15 protein-coding genes are annotated in these 19,410 nt (G+C 63.2%); 8 read left to right on the top strand and 7 right to left on the bottom strand.

Annotated features, from left to right (window positions below):
- Positions 1-24 precede the first annotated feature (24 nt).
- Genes AC0MRV_RS06320 through AC0MRV_RS06335 form a run of 4 tightly spaced genes read right to left on the bottom strand, consistent with a single transcriptional unit; the run spans position 25 to position 3,464 of the window.
- The gene (locus tag AC0MRV_RS06320) at positions 25-1,740 is read right to left on the bottom strand and encodes a GAF domain-containing protein (protein WP_472763593.1); all 1,716 of its coding nucleotides are present in this window, start codon (positions 1,738-1,740) and stop codon (positions 25-27) included.
- 44 nt (positions 1,741-1,784) lie between these two features.
- Positions 1,785-2,201 (bottom strand): gamma-glutamylcyclotransferase family protein, encoded by a 417-nt coding sequence (locus tag AC0MRV_RS06325; protein ID WP_472763594.1) that lies wholly within the window; start codon positions 2,199-2,201, stop codon positions 1,785-1,787.
- Positions 2,198-3,037, bottom strand: coding sequence for a PP2C family protein-serine/threonine phosphatase (locus AC0MRV_RS06330; RefSeq protein ID WP_472763595.1), 840 nt, complete (start codon positions 3,035-3,037; stop codon positions 2,198-2,200). Before AC0MRV_RS06330 ends, AC0MRV_RS06325 begins: the two co-directional genes overlap by 4 nt.
- A complete protein-coding gene (locus AC0MRV_RS06335; RefSeq protein WP_472763596.1) occupies positions 3,030-3,464 on the bottom strand; it encodes a BUD32 family EKC/KEOPS complex subunit in 435 nt (144 codons plus the stop codon). The genes AC0MRV_RS06330 and AC0MRV_RS06335 overlap by 8 nt, the downstream gene beginning before the upstream one ends.
- A 242-nt stretch (positions 3,465-3,706) precedes the next feature.
- Between AC0MRV_RS06335 and AC0MRV_RS06340 the strand changes: the two genes are divergently transcribed.
- The 4 genes from AC0MRV_RS06340 (at position 3,707) to AC0MRV_RS06355 (ending at position 10,374) form a co-directional block, all read left to right on the top strand.
- Positions 3,707-4,741, top strand: a complete 1,035-nt coding sequence (locus AC0MRV_RS06340; protein WP_472763597.1) for a glutamine synthetase beta-grasp domain-containing protein — start codon at positions 3,707-3,709, stop codon at positions 4,739-4,741.
- Between the two features lie 112 nt (positions 4,742-4,853).
- Entirely contained in the window at positions 4,854-6,755 is a 1,902-nt protein-coding gene (locus tag AC0MRV_RS06345; RefSeq protein ID WP_472763598.1) for an O-antigen ligase family protein, read from the top strand.
- Between the two features lie 23 nt (positions 6,756-6,778).
- Complete coding sequence (locus AC0MRV_RS06350) at positions 6,779-7,987, top strand: FecR domain-containing protein (protein WP_472763599.1); 1,209 nt, start codon at positions 6,779-6,781, stop codon at positions 7,985-7,987.
- A 128-nt stretch (positions 7,988-8,115) separates the two neighbouring features.
- Entirely contained in the window at positions 8,116-10,374 is a 2,259-nt protein-coding gene (locus AC0MRV_RS06355) for a CHASE2 domain-containing protein (protein WP_472763600.1), read from the top strand.
- Between the two features lie 19 nt (positions 10,375-10,393).
- Here the strand turns inward: AC0MRV_RS06355 and AC0MRV_RS06360 are convergent, their stop codons facing one another.
- Positions 10,394-12,511: a hypothetical protein gene (locus tag AC0MRV_RS06360; protein ID WP_472763601.1), complete on the bottom strand. Its 2,118-nt coding sequence runs from the start codon at positions 12,509-12,511 to the stop codon at positions 10,394-10,396.
- 107 nt (positions 12,512-12,618) lie between these two features.
- On the opposite strand from AC0MRV_RS06360, the gene AC0MRV_RS06365 reads away from it, so the two are divergent.
- The 3 genes from AC0MRV_RS06365 to AC0MRV_RS06375 all read left to right on the top strand — a co-directional run bounded on the left by AC0MRV_RS06365 (position 12,619) and on the right by AC0MRV_RS06375 (position 14,485).
- Positions 12,619-13,497, top strand: coding sequence for a TraB/GumN family protein (locus AC0MRV_RS06365; protein WP_472763602.1), 879 nt, complete (start codon positions 12,619-12,621; stop codon positions 13,495-13,497).
- A gap of 62 nt (positions 13,498-13,559) precedes the next feature.
- Positions 13,560-14,111: an RNA polymerase sigma factor gene (locus AC0MRV_RS06370; RefSeq protein ID WP_472763603.1), complete on the top strand. Its 552-nt coding sequence runs from the start codon at positions 13,560-13,562 to the stop codon at positions 14,109-14,111.
- Entirely contained in the window at positions 14,108-14,485 is a 378-nt protein-coding gene (locus AC0MRV_RS06375; RefSeq protein ID WP_472763604.1) for a DUF6768 family protein, read from the top strand. The genes AC0MRV_RS06370 and AC0MRV_RS06375 overlap by 4 nt, the downstream gene beginning before the upstream one ends.
- 78 nt (positions 14,486-14,563) lie before the next feature.
- Here the strand turns inward: AC0MRV_RS06375 and ilvB are convergent, their stop codons facing one another.
- Positions 14,564-16,339, bottom strand: coding sequence for a biosynthetic-type acetolactate synthase large subunit (gene ilvB / locus AC0MRV_RS06380; protein ID WP_472763605.1), 1,776 nt, complete (start codon positions 16,337-16,339; stop codon positions 14,564-14,566).
- Between the two features lie 139 nt (positions 16,340-16,478).
- Between ilvB and AC0MRV_RS06385 the strand changes: the two genes are divergently transcribed.
- Complete coding sequence (locus AC0MRV_RS06385) at positions 16,479-17,264, top strand: TIGR00282 family metallophosphoesterase (RefSeq protein WP_472763606.1); 786 nt, start codon at positions 16,479-16,481, stop codon at positions 17,262-17,264.
- A gap of 19 nt (positions 17,265-17,283) precedes the next feature.
- Here the strand turns inward: AC0MRV_RS06385 and AC0MRV_RS06390 are convergent, their stop codons facing one another.
- A complete protein-coding gene (locus tag AC0MRV_RS06390) occupies positions 17,284-19,383 on the bottom strand; it encodes a hypothetical protein (RefSeq protein WP_472763607.1) in 2,100 nt (699 codons plus the stop codon).
- Positions 19,384-19,410 lie beyond the last annotated feature (27 nt).

Genomic DNA, 19,410 nt, shown 5'->3' on the forward strand with positions numbered 1-19,410 from the left:
CTGAAGCGCTGAAAGGGAAGGAGTCTAGGCGGGTGGCAGGAGGATCGACATGGTCGTGCCTTCGGGTCCGCTGGTGCGGAGTTGCAGGTCGCCGTGGTGGCTGGCGAGGATGCGTTTGGCGATGGCGAGACCGAGACCGGTGCCGTCGGGGCGACCGGAGAGGAAGGAATCGAAGATGCGGTCGCGCATCTCCGCCGGGATGCCGGGACCGGTATCGGTGACATTGATACAGATCTGGCGCCCGCCTTCGGGGCGATCCTCCAAGCCGGTGGTGACGGTGATGGTGCCACCGTTGGGCATGACCTGGGTGGCGTTGAGCAGGAGGTTGAGCAGCACCTGCTGGAGCTGGCCCTTGTGCACGTCGACGACCAGGGCGGTCTCGGGCGGGGTGTAGTGCAGTTGGATTTTGCCCTGGGTGAGTTTGAGGCGGATGAGCACCAGGGTGTCATCGATGATCTCGCTGATGTTCCAGCGAGAGTGCAAACTGGAGGGCGCCTTGGCGAAGTTGAGCACCCGGGAAACAATGGCCTCGAGTTGGTCGAGTTTTTCGGTGATGACGCGGACGTCGGTCTTGCGCGGGTCGTCCGCGGGATACTCGAGTTTGAGCGTGCTGAAAAGCAGCTTGAGCACGGTGAGGGGGTTGCGGATCTCGTGCGCGATCTCGGCGGCGAGGAGGCCGAGGGTCGTGAGCTGCTCGTTCTTGCGCAGGGTGGCTTCACTTTGGAAAACGCGGGCGTAGAGGCGGGAGTTTTGCAGAGCGACGGCGCCGAGCGAGGCGAGGGCACGGATGAGGCGTTTTTCGTCGTTGTTGAAGCGGTGGACGCTGTCGGTGAAAATCACCAGGACGCCGATCGTCTCGTCCTCGATCTGCATCGGGGTGGCGAGCATGGAGCGCAGGCTCGGCTCACGCGGCAGATCGATGACATCGACGAACTCCGGCGATTGCACGTTGGCGAACTCGACCACGCGGCGGGTGTGGATGGCGGAGGCAACGAGGCAGGAATCGAGCGGCAGGTAGCCGGAGGGCAGCGAAGTCGGTTCGGGGCCGTCGTAAGCGACGAGGCGGGCGCCACCGCCGGAGGTTTCGACTTCGTGCAGGAAGAGGGCGCAGGCGCGCGCGGCGGTGATGGCGCGGGCGTCCTGGGCGAGGCTGTTGAACAGGTCCTGGGGTTCGAGTTTGGCGACCAAGGATTGGCCAATGGAGATGAGTGACTGGAGTTGGCGCTCCTTGCCCTGCAGGTTGCGCAATTCCCAGTGGCGCTCCATCACCGTGGTGGCTTCGTCGGTGAGGATGAGCATGAGCTCAAGGTCGGCGTCGGTGAAGGCGTTGGGACGGTCGCCGTCGATGTTGATGACGCCCATCACCTGGCCGTTGGAACCGATCATCGGGGTGACCATTTCGGTGCGAACGTGGTCGCGCACACGAACGTAGCGCGGGTCGGCGTGGACGTCGTGCACGAGTTGGGGACGGCCATGAAACGCGACCCAACCGGTGATGCCCTGGCCGAGGCGCAGGGAAAGGTCCTCGGGGGTGGCGCCGTCGCGCTCGTCGGAGATCTCGATCTCGAGTTTTCCGGTGTCGGGGTTGAGCAGCGAAATGTCTCCCGAAGCGGCGCCGACCGCCTGGATCACGGTCTTGAGGATCGACTGAAGAATGGAACGCGGTTCATCCCGGCGGGCAGCGAGTGAGCTGATGCGGTAGAGGGCGGGAAGGGTGCGAGGATCGGCGGGCAGCTCCACAGCGGGGATTGTTTGGAGGCGCCGGGCCGGGGCGCCAGCTTTACTTACGCGTGCGGAAAACGAACCGGCCAGTTGCCATCAACGAAGGGACGACGGCCGCGGATGTTGCGCAGGTAAAGGTAGGTTTGCACCGGTTGATCCGCGAAAGGCGCAAGGAGTTGAATCAGGTCGCGACGATAGAGGCGCTCGGGCACGCCCTCGAGTTCGTCGAGGCGGGCGAGGGTGGGGGCGTCCACCTGCCAGACCTCGCCAGCGACGCCGCGTTGGTCGCTGCGGTCGACCACCATGCCGGGATAGTCGGCGACGAGGTAGAGTCGGTAACCGGGGGGCGTGCGGGCGTCGCCAAGATAGGTTTGGTCGGCCAGAAAGGCGTGGTTGCTGCCGCCGCGTTTGAGCGTGCCGTAGACGAAAACGAGGGTGCTGTCGGGCGCCGGAACGGGCTCGGTGCTGGGCGGACTCATCGCGCGACCTCGATGACGAGTGCGGTCGTGTTGTCGCGGCCGGAGGCGTTGACGGCTTCTTCGACAAGCAGTCGGCCGATCTCCGGAGACGGCTGGCTGCGGATGGCGTCTTGAATACGATGATCCCAGAGGCCGTCGACGAGGCCGTCGGAGCAGATCAGAAAGCGATCACCGGGTTCGCAACCTACGGCGCCAATGTGCGGCTCGAGAAACTGGAAACCACTGCCGAGTGACTGCTGCAGGGAGTTTTTCGAGGGGTGACTGCGGGCCTCTCGCTCGTTGATCTTGCCCTGTCGCCGCAGCCAGCCGGGGCGGGTATGGTCGTCGGTGAGTTGCTTCATGCCGCCGGCGGCCGGCAGGTAATAAATGCGACTGTCGCCCACGTGGCCGAAGTAGAGCCAGCCGGGGGTGAACCAGGCGAGGCTGAGGGTGGCGCCCATGCCGGCACATTCCTCGTAGCACGAGCCGAGATAGGTGAGGGCCTTGTGGATACGGCTGAACAACTCCTCCAGGACGTCGCCGAAGCCGGACGACATGCCGGCCGCGCCCTGGCGAAAACTGCGCGGTAGGAGTTGGGTGGTTTTTTCGATCGTGATCTTGGAGGCAAACTCACCGGCGGCCTTGCCGCCCATGCCGTCGCTGACGGCAAAAACGAAATCACTGTCGGACATCGAAGCGCTGCCGATCTTGCCGAGGTAGTTCAGGTCGTGGCCGTTGAAGCGCAGACCGAGGAAGGTATCCTCGTTGTTCTTGCGAAAGCGCCCGACGTCGGAGTGGCCGGACCAGTGCAGGGTGAGCGGGGCGGGGTCGTCAGCAGCGGGCTCGGGTTCAGGCATCGGCGGCAGGCGGTTCTTCGGGATCGGGATCGGGCTTGAGCGAGACAGAAGGATCGTCGAGCAGGGTGGCGAATTCGAAATCGATGAGACAGAAGCGACCATCGCTGGCCCGATAGGTGACGTTGCGCACGAACGGGTCCTCGTGGCGGACGCCGTAGGCCTCCAATTCGCCGAAGAGATCCTTCAGTTTGGCCGAACTCAGGTGCTCCACCCGCGTGCCGCAGTTGGTCGTGACAATGCGAAGCGCCTCACGATCAGCCTCCAACAGTTTGGGCACAAATGAACACTCCCTTTCCTCCAAGTAGCGGAGCACGGCGACTTCTGTATCAAATCGCTCAAGCGCGCGGGCGCCGCGGTAGACCTTGTGGACTTTGCCGTCGAAGCCGATGTGCACACTGGCACGGGCGGTGTCTTTGATCTCAGGCATGATTAAAATTCATGAAAGTGAGGAACTTAGCCCAGCGCATGGAGATGTGATCGCAGGTGGTGACGCCGGGGGAGCCAGGGCATTTTGGGGAACTATGCATGAATTTTGTTTCTTACTGGCATATTAGGTGCTCAATCTGAACCCGTGTCTGGGACAATTTCAGCCCGGTCACGGATTATCCTAGACGGTTTCCCGTCCCTGAAAGCAACCCAGCAACCCATTCGTTACTCACCCTAAGTCATATGGCCAAACTGAAACTGGAATACATCTGGCTCGACGGCTACACGCCGGTCGCCGGCCTCCGCGGCAAAACCAAGATCGTCGATGGCGATCCCGAGAAATTCACCCTCGAGGACTGCCCGATGTGGGGCTTCGACGGCAGCTCGACCAAGCAAGCGGAGGGTAAGAGCTCCGATTGTTTGCTCAAGCCGGTCGCGCTTTATCCCGACAGCAGCCGCGAAAACGGCTTCATCGTGATGACGGAGGTTCTGCTTCCCGACGGCACGCCGCATCCCACCAACACCCGCGCCACCATCCTCGATGATGAGGGCACCTGGTTCGGCTTCGAGCAGGAATACTTTTTCTACCAGGACGGCCGTCCGCTCGGTTTCCCCGAGGGTGGCTACCCGGCCCCGCAGGGCTCCTACTACACCGGCGTTGGTTACAGCGCGGTGGGTGACATCGCCCGCACGATCGTTGAGGAGCATCTCGACGCCTGCATCGACGCCGGCATCAACCACGAAGGCATCAATGCCGAGGTCGCCAAGGGCCAGTGGGAATTCCAAATCTTCGGCAAGGGCTCCAAGAAGGCCGCCGACGAGATCTGGGTCGCCCGCTACCTCCTCCAGCGCATCGGTGAAAAATACGGCGTGGACATCGAGTTCCACTGCAAGCCGCTGCGCGGCGCCTACGACGATCCGCTCGACTGGAACGGTTCCGGCATGCACTGCAACTTCTCCACCGAATACATGCGCACCGTCGGCGGTAAGGAATACTTCGAGAAGCTCATGGAAGCCTTCGCCAAGTATCGTGAGGAACACATCGCGGTTTACGGTCCGGACAATCACCTCCGTCTGACCGGTCTCCACGAGACGCAGTCCATTGACCAGTTCTCCTGGGGCATCGCCGACCGCGGCGCCTCCATCCGCGTTCCGCACAGCTTCGCCAACAATGGTTGGAAGGGCTACCTTGAGGACCGTCGTCCGAACTCCTCGGGTGACCCCTACGCGATTGCGGGCCGCATCCTCCAGACCATCGCTACGGTTCCGACCAGCTAAGCGAACTCGGTTCAAACAGGATAAAAGGACTTACTTCCAAGCCACCCCGTCGCGACGGGGTGGCTTTTTTTGGAATGGCGCCTGCGCAGTGATCGGCCTTGCTGGAGTCCGCATGGCGTCTTCCCCCCGCGAACAAGCGAGTGCTGCGAGGTGGCTCGATCGAGTCATCGCGATGCTCTACGTCGGGACGCTGGGTTGGGTGGTCTGGCATTTCGGCGGGGCCGCGGCCCGGCCCATGGCCCTCGGGTTCGCGCTGGCGATGGCGGCGGTGGGGTTGGTGTGGTGCCGGTGGTGGGCCGTGGAACCGACCGGCCTGCCGACGGGGTGGTGGTGGCCTCTGCCCATGCTCGCCTATGCCGGGTGGCACGCGTTATCGCTTTCCGCCACTCCGGGGCGAGCGATGATGGAAACCCTGCACGGCGCCTGGGGATTGGCCGGCTATTGGATTGCGTTGCATTTGGTTCGGCTGAAGGAACCGCGTCGATGGTTGTTCGCCGGGGTGGGTGTGCTGACCCTCCTATTGGCGGGCGTTGCCTTTTATCAGCGGGCGGTGGACGCGGCATGGTTACCGATGGGGAGGACACAGGCGCCGCAATACCTGGAGCGGTCGGCGGGATTGTTGGGTTCGCCCAACACCCTAGCGGCTTGGCTACTGCTGGTGATTCCACCGGCTTGGTGGCTCTTGGGGCGAAACATCCGGCAGCGTCCGCGGGTGGCGTTGGCGGCCGGGGTGATCGCGGTGGCGGCGTCGGCGACGATGGTGCTGACGCTGTCGCGTGGCGGCTGGATTGCGTTGGTTTTGGCCTTGGTGGGGTGGGTGATTGGGGGCGGTCGTATCCCTTGGTTCGGTCGGATCGGGATAGGACTGGGATTGATCGTGCTCTTCGTCGGCGGGGTCAGCTTGGCCTATCATCATAGTCCGCCGTTAAGGGAACGGGTGGACGCGATGATCGAGTCGCGCGGGGAGCGGATGCGACCGGCGATGTGGTCGATCGCGTGGCAACTTTGGCAGGATTCGCCGTGGATCGGCACCGGTGGTGGCAGTTACGAGGCACTGCTGGATCGGCATCGTCCCATGGGGTTTCGTGACAGCCCGACGTGGGCCCACAACGACTACCTCAATCTGCTCAGCGATTATGGGGTGATCGGGTTCAGTCTGAGTTGGGGAGTGTTGGTGGCGGGGGCAGGCATCGTGATTTGGCGTCGGCGAGAAACCGGCGCGGCGGCTCGGCCGGGGAACGGCACGAGGTCCTGGCGCATCGCGCTTTTGGTGGGGCTGGGGGGCTTGGGGCTCGCGACGGCCGTGGACTTTCACCTGCGACTACCCGCGATCCTTTGGTTGGCCGGTTTGATTTTGGCCGAGTGGTTGGTGGGCCGCCAGCGGGGCGCACCGCCGCCGCATGGGCGCGATCGGGGTCGTGGGCGGCGGGCGGTTGTGCCGGGGGCGGTGGGTTTGGCGGTCCTGTGGTTGGCGGGGTTTGCTTGGCCACGCTATCACGCCGAGGCGCTGCGGTTCCATGGCCGGGAGCTGACGAACCGGTTGGCGCGAACGGGCCCGGAGAGCCCGGGGCAGGCTGATTTGGAGCCCATTCGAGAAGCGTTCGTCAAATCAACCCGGCTCGCGCCAGAGCACGAAAAGGGCTGGGCCGAACTCTCGATGGTGCAGGCCCTGTATGCTCATGCGGAACCCGACCGATCGGTGGAGATCGGTCAGGAGGCGGAGCAATCGGCGCGGCGGGCGCTCGCCTTGTGTGACGAAGACCCGATGAATTGGGTGCGACTGGGCGTGGCGCTGGATTTGCAGGGCGAGTGGGCCCAAGGGGGATTGGCCTTCGGAAAAGCCATCAGAATCGCGCCGACAAATGCGCGGGTTTGGTATTACCAAGCCTTTCACTTCAGCCAGAAGCCGCACGCGCATGCCTTGGCTCGAGCTGCTTTAGCCACTTGTTTGCGTCTTGACGGTCGAATTATGCAGGCAAAAGCTCTACAAGCTGCGCTGGAACGGTCACGTTAAGCTGCGTCGTCCCCCTTCATCCGATGTTCAAACCACTCCTTTCTCGGTTCCTCTTCGCATCTCTGGCCCTCGCCTTTGTTTCCACGTCCTTGGCTCAAAGCCGTCGTGGTTACGTGCGACTCACCCGAATTGGTCCGACGGTGCAGGTGAAAGACAATGCGACGCAGGAGGAGATCATGCGCTTGGACGCACAGCCCACCGAAGAGATTCGTATTCTGGAAAAGAACACGGTGATCACGGTTGGTGAGGGTTCGCGCGTGATTCTGGTCTTCTCGAACGGCGCGACGATTTCGGTCAAGGAAGGCTCAATTCTTAACATTGAGAGCTACCGCCAGAACCCGTTTGCCGGTGCTTACCAACCCGCGACCGCGACGGAGGAACCGCCGGCCGATTCCCATACCCGGATCCGGCTCGAATACGGTGAGCTGGTGGGCAATGTGAAAACCCTTCGCCCCGATTCGACCTTCACGGTGGAAACCCCGGCCGGAGCGGCGGGTATTCGCGGCACGACCTTCCGGGTGGTCTTTCGACCGCAGGGGAATGGTCAGGCCTTCTTTTCAGTGACCACGCTCGAGGGTGATGTTGGCGTCACCACCACGGAAGGCACGGTCAACGCGCCCATCAGTGTGGTGGATGATCAGGAGGTGGTGATCTTGGTGGAGGTGAACGACGACACGGGTGAAGTCACGGTGGTCACGCCAATTGATGAGATCGCTCCGGCCAACGCCGATCCGCAAACCTTGGCGGACATGTCGGCGGCGGTGCAAGAGTCGGCGGAAGCAGTCGTGGACGTCGTCATCACGGCGGAGAATTCACAGGACGAAACCACGCCCGAGGATGAGGCGACTGAGTCCGAGGAGGACGAGGCGGAGGAAGATGATTCCGAAGACGACGGGTCCGAAGATGATGGTTCGGAGGACGACGACTCTGAGGAGGACTCGCAGGAGTCCGAGGACGATGCGGAGGCTCAACAGCAGGAAGAGGACTCCCAAGATGACCAGGGCGGCGATGAGTCCGAGTCCACCGACTCCGCCAACGAGGGTGGTGATGAGGGTGACGGCACGACCCCGACTCCACCGAACGGTGAAGAAGGCTCTGGCGAACAAACTACCGGCGAAGGAGAAGGCGACGGTGATGGCTCCAACCAACCGGCGCCGGAAAATGGTCAGCCAACGACCCAGCCTGTGGATAACGCCGATCAACGGTCGCCCAATCAGGGCATTGGTGGCTAGGCCGCGAGCTACCCACGTTTGGAAAGTTTCCAACCCCGGTCGTGTGGCCGGGGTTTGCTTTTGGCTAACCGAGCTCAGCCGAGCGATTTACTCGACGACGCCGGCGCCGGCAGACTAGCTTTCGGGCCATGAGCTCGGCGCGCATCAAGACCCTGTGGGTGATCCTGGCCTTACTTCCCGTGCCCGTGATCTGGTGCGTGTTGTTTGAAATCGGCTCGTTGAATCGGGCGCGCGATTGGTCAATGGACCTGCGGTATCGCCTGCGTGGGCCGATCGAATCGGAAGGGAAGGTGGTTTACGTGGATATCGATGAGCTGAGCATGGGGCGAATTGGCGGTTTTCCTTGGAGCCGCCACTACTTGGCCAAGGTCGCCCAGACCTTGCTCGAGGAAGCCGGAGTCAAGGTCATCGGCGTGGACCTCGTCTTGTCCAACGCAGGTCTCGCGGAATCGGCCGATCTGCCCTACATTTACCAAGGTAACAGGGAGTTGGCAGCCTACTTGTGGAACGATCCACCGGTGGTGCTGGCAAGTGCATTTTCGCTCGCGGGAGTCGACCAAAACAACGAACGGATGGAGCGTCAGTTTCCCCGAGTGGCGGATGGTTTGCCGCCGTTGCAGGAAATTGAGGGACCCGAGATTCCAGCCCTTTGGGTGGCGCCGGAACAACCGCCGTTTTCTCCTGCCAGCACGGGGTTGATCGATACCGAGAATCGCGGCGTGCGTTCGGTGCCAATGTGGGCGCCGACCAATGTTCGGACCTACTACCACCTGGCGGTCGAGATGTTACGGCGCTACTGGGATTTGGATTTTGAAGGTGTGGTGGTGGATGGCGACTGGCTTCGGTTCATGAAGTCCGATGGGACGGTGCTGCGGTCGGTCCCGATGGTGCGTCAACAAATGTTGGAGGTGAACTGGTTCTCACGATGGCTTTCTCCAGCGCACAATCCGCGCATAAGTTTTTACGACGTTTATGCCTACGCTACCATGTTGGAAAGCGATGATCCGGAACTCGAAGCGACCGGCCGGGAGTTTTTTGCCAATGAAGACTTCAAGAATGCGCTGGTGCTGATCGGCCCGGTTGATGCGTTGCTACAGGATTTGGCGCCGACGCCGCTGGACGAGAATGCGGTGCCCAAAGTGGGAGTGCATGGCAACGTTCTCAAAACCATTCTCTCCGAGCGGTATATCCGTCGACTGGATACATGGCAGATTTTTGCGGTGGTGCTCGTGCTTTCGGTATGGGTAACGGCGCTGGCTACTTGGGGGGGGCGTCGCTCGACCATTGCGCGGGCAGGCGCGGTCGTTCTCGTCTTAGCCTATGTAGGCGCGGCGTTGTTGGTTTTTAACGCTTTCGACTTTGTTCTGCCGCTCGTGACGCCGGTCGGTTCGGCCTTGTCGATGACCTTTCTCGCGATCGGATGGCAGGTGGTGCAGGAGCAGAAAGCCAAGGGCCGGATCAAGGGCATGTTCGGCACCTACCTTGCGCCGACCGTGGTCGAGTCGATGATCAACTCAGGCCGGGATCCGGAGCTGGGCGGTCACGATGCGGAGATCACACCTTACTTTTCCGACATCCAGAGCTTTTCGTCGTTCTCCGAGGTTTTGTCGTCCTCGCAGTTGGGCGAGCTCCTCAACGAATACCTGACGGCCTGCACCGACATTGTGCAGGCGGAGGGCGGCACCTTGGACAAATACATCGGCGACGCGGTGGTGGCGATGTTTGGCGCACCGGTGGAGTTGCCGGATCACGCCTACCGGGCCTGTCTGACCTCGTTACTGGTGCAGGAGCGGCTCGACGAGTTGCGCGAAAAGTGGACTCGGGAGGGCGACAAATGGCCTGAAATGGTGCACCGCATGCGCACGCGCATCGGTCTCAATACCGGCAAGTGCATGATCGGCAACATGGGCAGTCGCACGCGCTTCAACTACACGATGATGGGCGACAACGTGAACCTGGCGGCTCGTATGGAAAGCGGTGCCAAAGCCTGGGGCGCTTTCACCATGGTGGCCGATACCACGCGGGTGGCCTGTGAACAGCATGGTGGGAATCGCATCGTGTTTCGACGCTTGGGGCGGATCACGGTGCAGGGACGTTCGCAGCCGGTGCCGATTCATGAGGTGACCGGTCTGCGCGAAAAACTGCGCGACTCCGACTTCGAGTGCCTGGCGCTCTTCGATCAAGGCCTGGAAAAGTATTACCAGCGTGACTGGGCCGGGGCGGCCGCTTTGTTCCAGCGTTCGGCCGAACTGGAACCGCTCATTCCCGGTCAGGCCCCGGGCGTGAAAGCCAACCCGTCGCTGGTTTATCAGAAGATCGTCGCGGCGACGGCGGAGAATCCGCCGCCGGCCGACTGGGATGGCGTCTACCACATGACCAGCAAGTAGCGCGGACGCGCCGCGGGTGTCATTGGATCAAGATCTCGCGCAGGAAGAACCAATCAAACGAGCGGTTGTCCGCCGGACCTGGTTCCGCCCGCACGACGACCTTGTCGCCGGGCGCGAGCGCCAGTGGCAGGCGCAGGGTATGCAGGCCGCGGTCCGCCTCGTTGCCACGGGGATCGAGCAGGCGGCGGAAGAGTTCCTCGCCGGGGCCGTCGGGAGGCAGACGGTCGACGACCAGTTCAACGCCGTCGGATTGCATGTCCTCGTTTTGCCACACGCTGTCGAACATGCCGTATTCGATGGTGATCTCGTGGGCTCCCGGCGGCGGATCAAAGGTCAGCCGCGTCGTGGCGTGGGCGTTGAGGAGTGTGCCCGCGTCGGTGTTGAGCACGGCGGGGCCGAACTCGAAGTAGAACATCTCCGGCAAGGGTGACATATCGCCGAACAGTCGTTGCTGACGCTTGCTGAGGGAGGCGGTCATCACGCTGCGATCGCGCATCGTGTCGGCATAGACCTGCAGGGGGTCGCCGCCGACTTGGTTCGGATCGGCGTCGGCAGGGAGAATCTCGGCCATCACGCGCCGGGTGAAATAGACGTCGGCGTAGCCCACGCGCAGCAGCGGCTCGCGCGCGAAGTCGAAGACCTCGGCGGCGTAATCGAGGAAGGCCTGGTTGGTGCGTTCCTCCCGCACCATCACCAGCGCGGCGACTTCGTTGGGATCGAGATTGGCAAAAGCTTGGGCGAGGATGTCCCGCCGGTTGACGGTGCCGAAGGGCAGCATGAGCGCGCGACGTTGGGCATAGAAGGGGATGACCGAATTCCATTCGTCGCCGGCAATGATGATGACTTCGTCGTCTTCGGTAAGGCGGTAAAGTCCGTTGGTGAGGTCATCACCGGCGCTGCCTTCGACCATGCCTTGGCGGTAATTGTTGTCGAAGGTCGCAATCTGGGCCCACGCGAGGCCGCCGAGCAGCACCAGCGCAGCCCCGCGACCCCAGCGCGCTTGTTCGGCCACCCCGCAAAGCGTAAGTCCCCAACCGAGCGCGGCGACGCCCGCGATGGCGGTGAAGTAGTAGTCGTGAATTGAATACAGGTTGGGAAAGATGACCTGCGTGCCGAGGAAGGTGGCGAGACAGAGCAGGGCGGGGCCACGCAGTCGCCGACTGAGCACGGCGGCAACCACGGCGAGGCCGCCGATGAGGAGGGCGGGCGCCAACGCGAGATCCCACTGAGCGAAAAGCTGCGACCAGCGGTCCCACGTAAAGCGGCCTTCGATGAGGTGCTCGCCGAAGTTGAAGCCGGTCAGCTTGTCGGAACTGAGCGCCTGTCCGATGGGATTGAGCGCCTTGGTGGTATCGGCGAAACGGGTCCACCACCAGGTCGCGACAAAGGCCGGAAATGCGGCCGCCGCGCCCCAGCCCACCAGCGCACGGGCATCGGCGCGGTCGCCCGTTTTAAGCGTCGCGAAGAAGGTGCGCAGTCCGATCACCGCACAGGGAATCCCGGCAGCCAGCAGGGTGGTCGCCTTGGTGAGTCCGGTGAGCACGCCAAACAGCGCGGTGGCAGCCAGCCAAAGCACGGAGCGGTGCCGCAACATGAGGATGAAGCTCAGGACGAACCACGCGGCGAAGGCGACGGCCATGGTCTCGATGAGGAAGGCGCGCCCGTAGAGGATCGTGACGGGGCTGAGTATCACCGGGATGAGGCACCACCAGCGACGTGCGACCGGCACTCCCGCCAGCGCGGCGAGGAGCCAAAACGCCGGCAGCGAGGCGTAGAAGCCGAGCAGCGACACAGTCCGCGCGCTTTCCACCAGTGTGAGGGAGCTGTGTTGCGTGAGTTTGGCGACGGTCCACTGGTAGAGGGGAAACTCCATCGGAATCGACCACGGTCGCCCCAGAATCGGGGTGGGGTAGGCCAGCGCGTAGTTGTTCTCCTCGACAATAAACCGGGTCGAATGACCGGTTTGGGTTTGGCGGAAGGCGTTGCCGGGCAGGGCGGTGGAGCTCCACTCCAGCGTGACGGTCTGGAACTGCCAAAAGAGGGCGGCGGCCAGGCAGATCAGCGCGAGGGCATGTTCGAGGCGACCCGGCGACGAGGAAGGAGAGGCGGAGGACGATGCGGCGGATGGACGACTCAAGCACGATGTCGGTAGGTGCCGAATCCGGTCGGCTCAAGGGTTTTGGCGTCGCAGGTAGGGAATCGTTTGCAGTCGCAAGCTGCGCCAATCGGGCTGAGTTTTGGGTCATGCGTCGATTCACTGCCTGCGTCCTGCTCGGTTTTCTGGTCGTTTCGCGGGTGGCCGCGACCTCGTCGGTTTGGCGGGCCGAATTTGACGGCGAGGTCGTTTATTTGGGCGGCACCTGCCATCTGCTCCGGGCTTCGGACTTTCCCTTGCCCGCGGAGTTTGACGCGGCCTACGCGGCGGCGGACGTGTTGTATTTTGAAACGGATCTCGCCGCCATGCAGTCACCGGCGATGCAAATGGAGCTGTTGAGTCGGGGCATGCTCGCTGACGACTCGACGCTGCAGGATCATTTGAACGAGGCAGCGTGGAACGCCTTGGTCCGGCACTGTGAAGCGCACGGGGTGCCGCTGGCGGCGTTTGCCAAAATGCGCCCCTGGATGCTGGCGGTGACCCTGGCGGTGTTGGAGTGGCAAAAGCAGGGCGCGGTGGCGGATGGCGTGGATTTGCACTATCACAAGCAGGCCATCGCCGATGGGAAGCCGGTTCTGGGGTTGGAGACGGTGGAGCGACACTTGGACTTTTTGTCCGGCCTGGCCGCTGGTCAGGAAAGTGAGATGGTGCTTTCGACCTTGGCGGATTTGGAGAGCACGGCGGGCCAGGTGGATGAGCTCATCCGCGGCTGGCGAACGGGGGATCTGGACTACTTTGACCGCGAAATGATCGCGCCCATGCGGGAGGAATTTCCCGAGGTGCACGAAGCGCTGGTGGCCGGGCGCAACCGCGATTGGTTGCCAAAGATCATGCGCATGTTTGCCACGCCGGAAGCGGAGCTGGTGCTCGTGGGCGCGGGGCATTTTGGCGGGGAGGATGGTCTGCTCGCCGGGTTGCGCGCCCGGGGCGCCAAGGTCGAGTTGCTGGAGGGGGAACCCGGCCACTAGAGCGAATCTCGCGGAAAAACTGAACCGCGGGCTCCCGCCCCGCGACCTTGTGGGCAAACGCGATGGAAAGAGACGCCCGCCATGTTTTAAGTGAATTGCTGGTGCTACGCGCCCAAGGGGGCGACGAGCAGGCGTTCGCCGAGCTGTTTTCGCTGTGGCGGGCGGATATCGTGCGGTTCGCCACCAGTAGGACAGGTGACCTCATGGCGGGCGAAGAAACGGCGCAGAGTGCTTGGATTGCGATCGCTCGTGGGCTGCGGCGGCTCGATGACCCTGCCTGCTTCGCGCGCTGGGCCTTTCGCATTGTGGCGCGGCGAGCGGCCGACCACGTGAGGCGGCGGCAAAGGGAGCGCCGGGCAGCGGCCGCGCTGGAGGACTACGCCACCCGAACCCAGGAGACAGATGCGACTGCGGACCAGGAGCGAACGCGGTTGGTCGAGGCGATCGCGCAAATGGACGCAGCGACCCGGGAGCTGCTGCGTTGGTTTTACCAACAGGGACTTTCGGTGGGTGAAATCGCCGGCCGGTTGGACGTGCCGGCCGGGACGGTGAAGTCCCGGCTCTTTCACGCCCGCGAAAAACTCAGACAACACCTCGAAAGGAGTTCATTATGAAAGAAGACAACATCGACGCAAAGATCCGCGCCGCTCTGCGCGGTTCGTCGGAAGGCGAGCAACTCGCCACCGAACCCAACCTGGCGGAGGAGCTGATCACGGCCTTCCGCGGCCGCAATCGCTTCACCAACGCGATGGCGTTCATCTTCAGCCTCGTGTCCATGGCCGCATTTGTGTGGTCGGCGATCCGCTTCTACGAGGCGGAGGTCGTGCGCGACCAATTGTTATGGGGCGGCGTGGCGCTCTTCACCATCATCTTCATCTCATTCATGAAGGTTTGGTTCTGGATGGAGATGCACAGTAACCGCGTCCTGCGTGAAGTGAAGCGGGTCGAGCTGCTGTTGCTGCGAACCTTGGGTGATCGCGGTGAATGAGCGGCGCGCTTAAAACAAACGCCCGCACCGGTGACGGTGCGGGCGTGTTTGTAAAACGGATACGTTGGCGGTCGGCGCTTACTTCAGGATCATTTCCTTGGCCGTCTTGCCGGCGGGGATCATCGGCATGACGTGCTCGGTGTAGGGCACGATGACGTCGAGAACGTAGGGACCGTCGTGGTCGAGCATCTCCTGCATGGCCTCGCGCAGCTCCTCCTTCTTGATCACGCGGCGACCCTTGATGCCGTAGCCCTCAGCGATCTTGACGAAGTCGGGGTAGAGGGCGTCGGGATTGTCGGGGCTGCCGATGTTGTTCTGGTCGCCGAGAACGGTGTTGCCGCGGATGGAGCCGTAGAAGCGGTCCTCCCACTGCACGACCATGCCGAGGTGCTGGTTGTTCAGGATGAGAGCCTTGGCCGCGATGTTCTCGATCTTGGCGGTGGCGAGCTCCTGGATGTTCATTGCGAAGGAACCGTCGCCATCGATGTCGATGACCTGCTTGTCAGGCGCGGCAACCTTGGCGCCGAGGGCGGCGGGATAACCGAAGCCCATGGCGCCGAGACCGAGCGAGCTGATGTAGCGGCGGGGCTCGTCGAAACGATAGAACTGCGCGGCCCACATTTGGTGCTGGCCCACGCCGGTGGCGATGATGGCCTCGCCCTTGGTCAGCTCGTAAAGGACCTTGATGGCTTCCTGCGAGGTGATGTGCGGGCTCTCCTCGTAGGAGAAGGGATGGTCGCGCTTCCAAGCGTTGAGCTGGTCGTGCCAGGCGCTGGTGTCGGGCGGAGTGAACTTGTGCGCGGCGATGAGTTCGTTGAGGCGGGTGAGGGCCTGCTTGATGTTGGCCTCGATGGGCAGATCGACGCGCTTGTTCTTGTTGTGCTCCGAGGCGTCGATGTCGATGTGGACGATCTTGGCGTTGGGAGCGAACTTGTTGACGTCGCCGGTGATGCGGTCGTCGAAGCGGGCGCCGAAGCCGAGCAAAAGGTCGCACTCGTCGACGGCCCAGTTGCCGTAGGCGGCACCGTGCATACCGAACCACTGGAGCGAAAGCTCGTGAGTTTCCGGGAAGGCGCCGACCCCCATGAGGGTGGTCGCGACGGCGATGTTGGTGGCTTCGGCAAAGGCCTTCAGGTCGGCGGAGGCTTCGGCGGAGATGATGCCGCCACCGCAGTAGAGCACGGGCTTCTTGGCCTCAGCGATGAGGGCGAGAACCTGCTTCAACTGATCGTCGCTGGCCTCGTGTTTTTTGCCGACGTAGGGGTTGGCAAACTCGACGGTGGCCGGGAAAACCGGGGTGAGGCGCTTCTGTTGGACGTCTTTCGGGATGTCGATGACGACCGGGCCGGGGCGACCGCTGCGGGCGAGGTGGAAGGCCTCTTTGAAGACGCGCGGCAGATCGGCGGCGTCCATCACCAGGTAGGAGTGCTTCACGATCGGCAGGGTCATGCCGTAGAAGTCGGTCTCCTGGAAGGCGCTCTTGCCGATGAATTTCGAATAGACCTGGCCAGTGATGGCGACCATCGGAATGGAGTCCATGTAGGCGTCGGCGATGGCCGAAACCAAGTTGGTCGCGCCGGGGCCGCTGGTCGCCATGCAGACGCCGACGTCCCCCTTCACGCGAGCGTAGCCCTCGGCGGCAAAGGATCCGCCCTGCTCGTGGCGCGGGAGGATGACGCGGATCTTGTCGGTGCGGGCGAGCGCCTGGTGGAGCTCCTGCGAGGCGCCGCCGGGGTAGGCGAAGATTACGTCCACCCCTTCACGAATGAGGGACTCGACGACGACGTCGGCACCGTTCATTTCGCGGCCAATTTCTGGCGAAGGAAAGTCAGTGGGTTGGGAGGACGTTTTCATAACGGTTTGGATGTGGACAAAGGAGGACCAGCAAAGCGCACCCGGTTTGACGCTGGCAAGCGCTTAAACCCCGCGCGATTTGCCCGATTTCGGGCCGATTTGGGGTTGGAGTATACGCTACCCGGCGCAGGATGGTGCGGTGATTCGAATTCTGTTCATTGGCGACATCGTGGGCCGGCCGGGCCGGGACAAGCTCGCGACTTGGTTGCGACGCCTGCGGGAGAAGCACAGTTTGGACTTCGTCGTCGCGAATGCGGAAAATGCCGCCGCGGGGGCCGGAATCACCGGATCGATTGCGGGCACCATCCTGGAGCTGGGCGTCGACGCGATCACGCTAGGCGACCATGTATGGGATCAACGCGGCTGGGAGCATGAGATCGACCAGTTTCCCCGGGTCTGCCGGCCGGCGAATTTGCCGACCGAATGCCCGGGGCAGGACCATGTCGTATTGGAAAAGAATGGATTCCGGCTGGCGGTGTTCACCGTGTTGGGCCGGACCTACTTGAATTTGAAGGCGGAGTGTCCCTTTCGCGCGGCGGACGCGATGCTCGCGCGAACCGTTGGCGCGGGCACCGCCGACGCGGCTTTGGTGGAGATCCACGCGGAGGCGACTTCCGAAAAGATCGCCCTCGGTTGGCACCTCGACGGGAAGGCCTTGGGGGTGCTGGGCACGCACACGCACGTGCCGACGGCCGATGCCGAGGTGTTGCCCCAAGGCACGGCCTACATCACCGACGTGGGCATGACCGGACCTTATCGCGGGGTGCTCGGACGCAAGGTGGAGCCGGTGGTCGGACGTTTCCTCGACGGCATGCCGCGACGGTTCGGAGTGGCGGAGGAAGACGTGCGAATCTCGGGCGTGCTCATCGACTACGACGAGACGGCGCGCCGGGCGACCCGTTGCGAATTGCTGACGGTGCGCTGAGCCGCGACGTCGCCGCGGCTCACTTCAACTCGACGTCGGTCCAATAGGCCCAGTCGCGGGAGTAGTTCTCCAAGGGGGTGGTGCTCAACACCACGTCGGTCGCACCGGCCGGCACCTCGATCTCGTGGCGGCGAGCCGTGAAGTCGGCCTCGGTGTGTTCGGGGCGCAACTCGTGGTATTGCCGGAGCAGCTCCCGGCCTTGGGCATCCAGGAACTGGACCTCGAAGCCGACGCCGTCGGTGGGCACCTCACCCTCGAAGGCGGCCGGTTGGATGCCGTAGCCGTAGTGCAGGCGACGATGCTCGGGGGCGACCTTGATCCAAAACGCGCAATCCGGGTGGGCGCCGAGCGCTTCGCCGCCGGGGTGATGCACCACGCCGAAGCCGAATTTGCTGCGATACTGGTAGGGGCGGGGACGCACGAATTTGAAGATCTGATTGGCTTGGGCCGGGCCGATCGGGTGAACGGATTCGTCGTTGATCCAAGGTTCGGGCTCAGGCGGTGGCGGCAAGGTGCCGCGGATGACCAAGCCGGAGAAATTGTCGTTCTTTTGCGCGCCAGAGATGACGTGGAAGCGGTCGACCGGGTTGAAGTAGGCGTCGGTCTCGCCATGGGAAACGGCGATCTCGGGATCGATGCCGAAGCGCTCGTGCATGTCCTGCACCAGGCCGAGGTTGTCCTGTTGTTGGCCCGTGAGGATGAGTCCGGTGATGGGCAAACCTTCCAGCGCGTCGAGATACGGCGCGCGGGCGGCCGGGTAACGCGCGACTTCCTCCAGCAACATCACGGTGCGGTGTTCACTGTAGTAGGAAAAGAAGGACGACCAGTTCTGGCCGGCCACGACGAAAATGGAGTCCCGCGGCACGAGATCGCGCAGGATCGTGGTCAAGCCGGTGCCGCCGTAGGAGACGAGACGCTGGTCGTCGGCGTAGACCCGGAAATAGGCGAAGAACTGCACCGCCACCAGGACCAAGGCCACCAGCGGCGCCAGGAGCGGCCGCTGAAACCGTTGGGCGATGGCACTCACGGCGATGGCGGCGCTCGCCAGCAGCAGGATGCCCACGGCGTAGAGGTAGTAGTCGTGTCGCTGATACAACAGGGGAAAGAGCGCGAGGGTGCCGGCAAACATTGCGGTGAAGAGCCAGAACCACCGTCGTTGCGTGCGCAGGGCACCCCACGCGAGCAGGCCAAGCAGCGGCAGCCACCACCAGCTCAGCAGACCGTCGCGGAGATAGGTCAGCACGCCCTGCCAGGCCTCGACATTCAGGCGGTTGGCGACGGTGCCGAAGTTGGTGGCCGTGAGTTTTTCGGAGGTCAGTTGGCTGCCGCCGGGGGATTGGGCTTTGATCGCGTCGGCGAAGCGCACCCACCAGGTGAGGGCGAGAAACGGACCGGCGGCGGACGAGATGCCGTAGGTCAGAGGTTGGCGCAAGGCACGCCAGCCGGACTCGCGCCAGGTTCGCCACGCCCAGCCGAGGCCGAGGCAGGCCGCGCCGAGGCACCACGGCACAAAGGTGGTGACTTTCACGAGTGCGGCGAGGGTGCCCGCGACCGCCACGCCGAGGAGGACGGTCACCGAGGGGCGGTTGCACATGCGCGCAAAGGCGGCGAGAAACCACACTCCGAACATGAGCGCCATCGACTCGATGAGAATCGACCGCGTGTAGAAAATGTAGATGGGGGCGGAGAGGGTGAGACAGACCCAAACCCAGCGCGCGGCGGGATCGAGCTTCAGTTCGCGACCCAGCAACCACAGGCCGGGCAGGGTGAGGTAGAAGCAGGCCAGACCAACGATGCGGGCCGCGAAGGGGAGCGACCAATCGGTGGCTTTGATGAGGCCGGCGACGCTCCATTGATAGAGCGGAAACTCCATCGGGATGGACCACGGCGGACCAAACAAGGGCGTCGGGTAGGCGAGGCTGAAGTTGTCATCCTTCACCATGTAGAGGATCGAAACCGCGGTCTGGGTCTGGCGAAACTCGTGGCGCGGCATAAAGCCCGAATCAAGGTTGCGGGTCACCAGCCAGGCGTGCGTGAGCAACAGGATCAGGCCGAGGATGAGCCAGGCGCGATGGGGGAGAGCAGTGGTCGGTGGGGAGGAGGGACGGTCGGCTGCCATGCGATGAGATCGCGAGTCGAATCGAAG

Origin of the sequence: Actomonas spartinae (genome assembly GCF_051209155.1) — a bacterium.
Taxonomy (GTDB): Bacteria; Verrucomicrobiota; Verrucomicrobiia; order Opitutales; family Opitutaceae; genus Actomonas.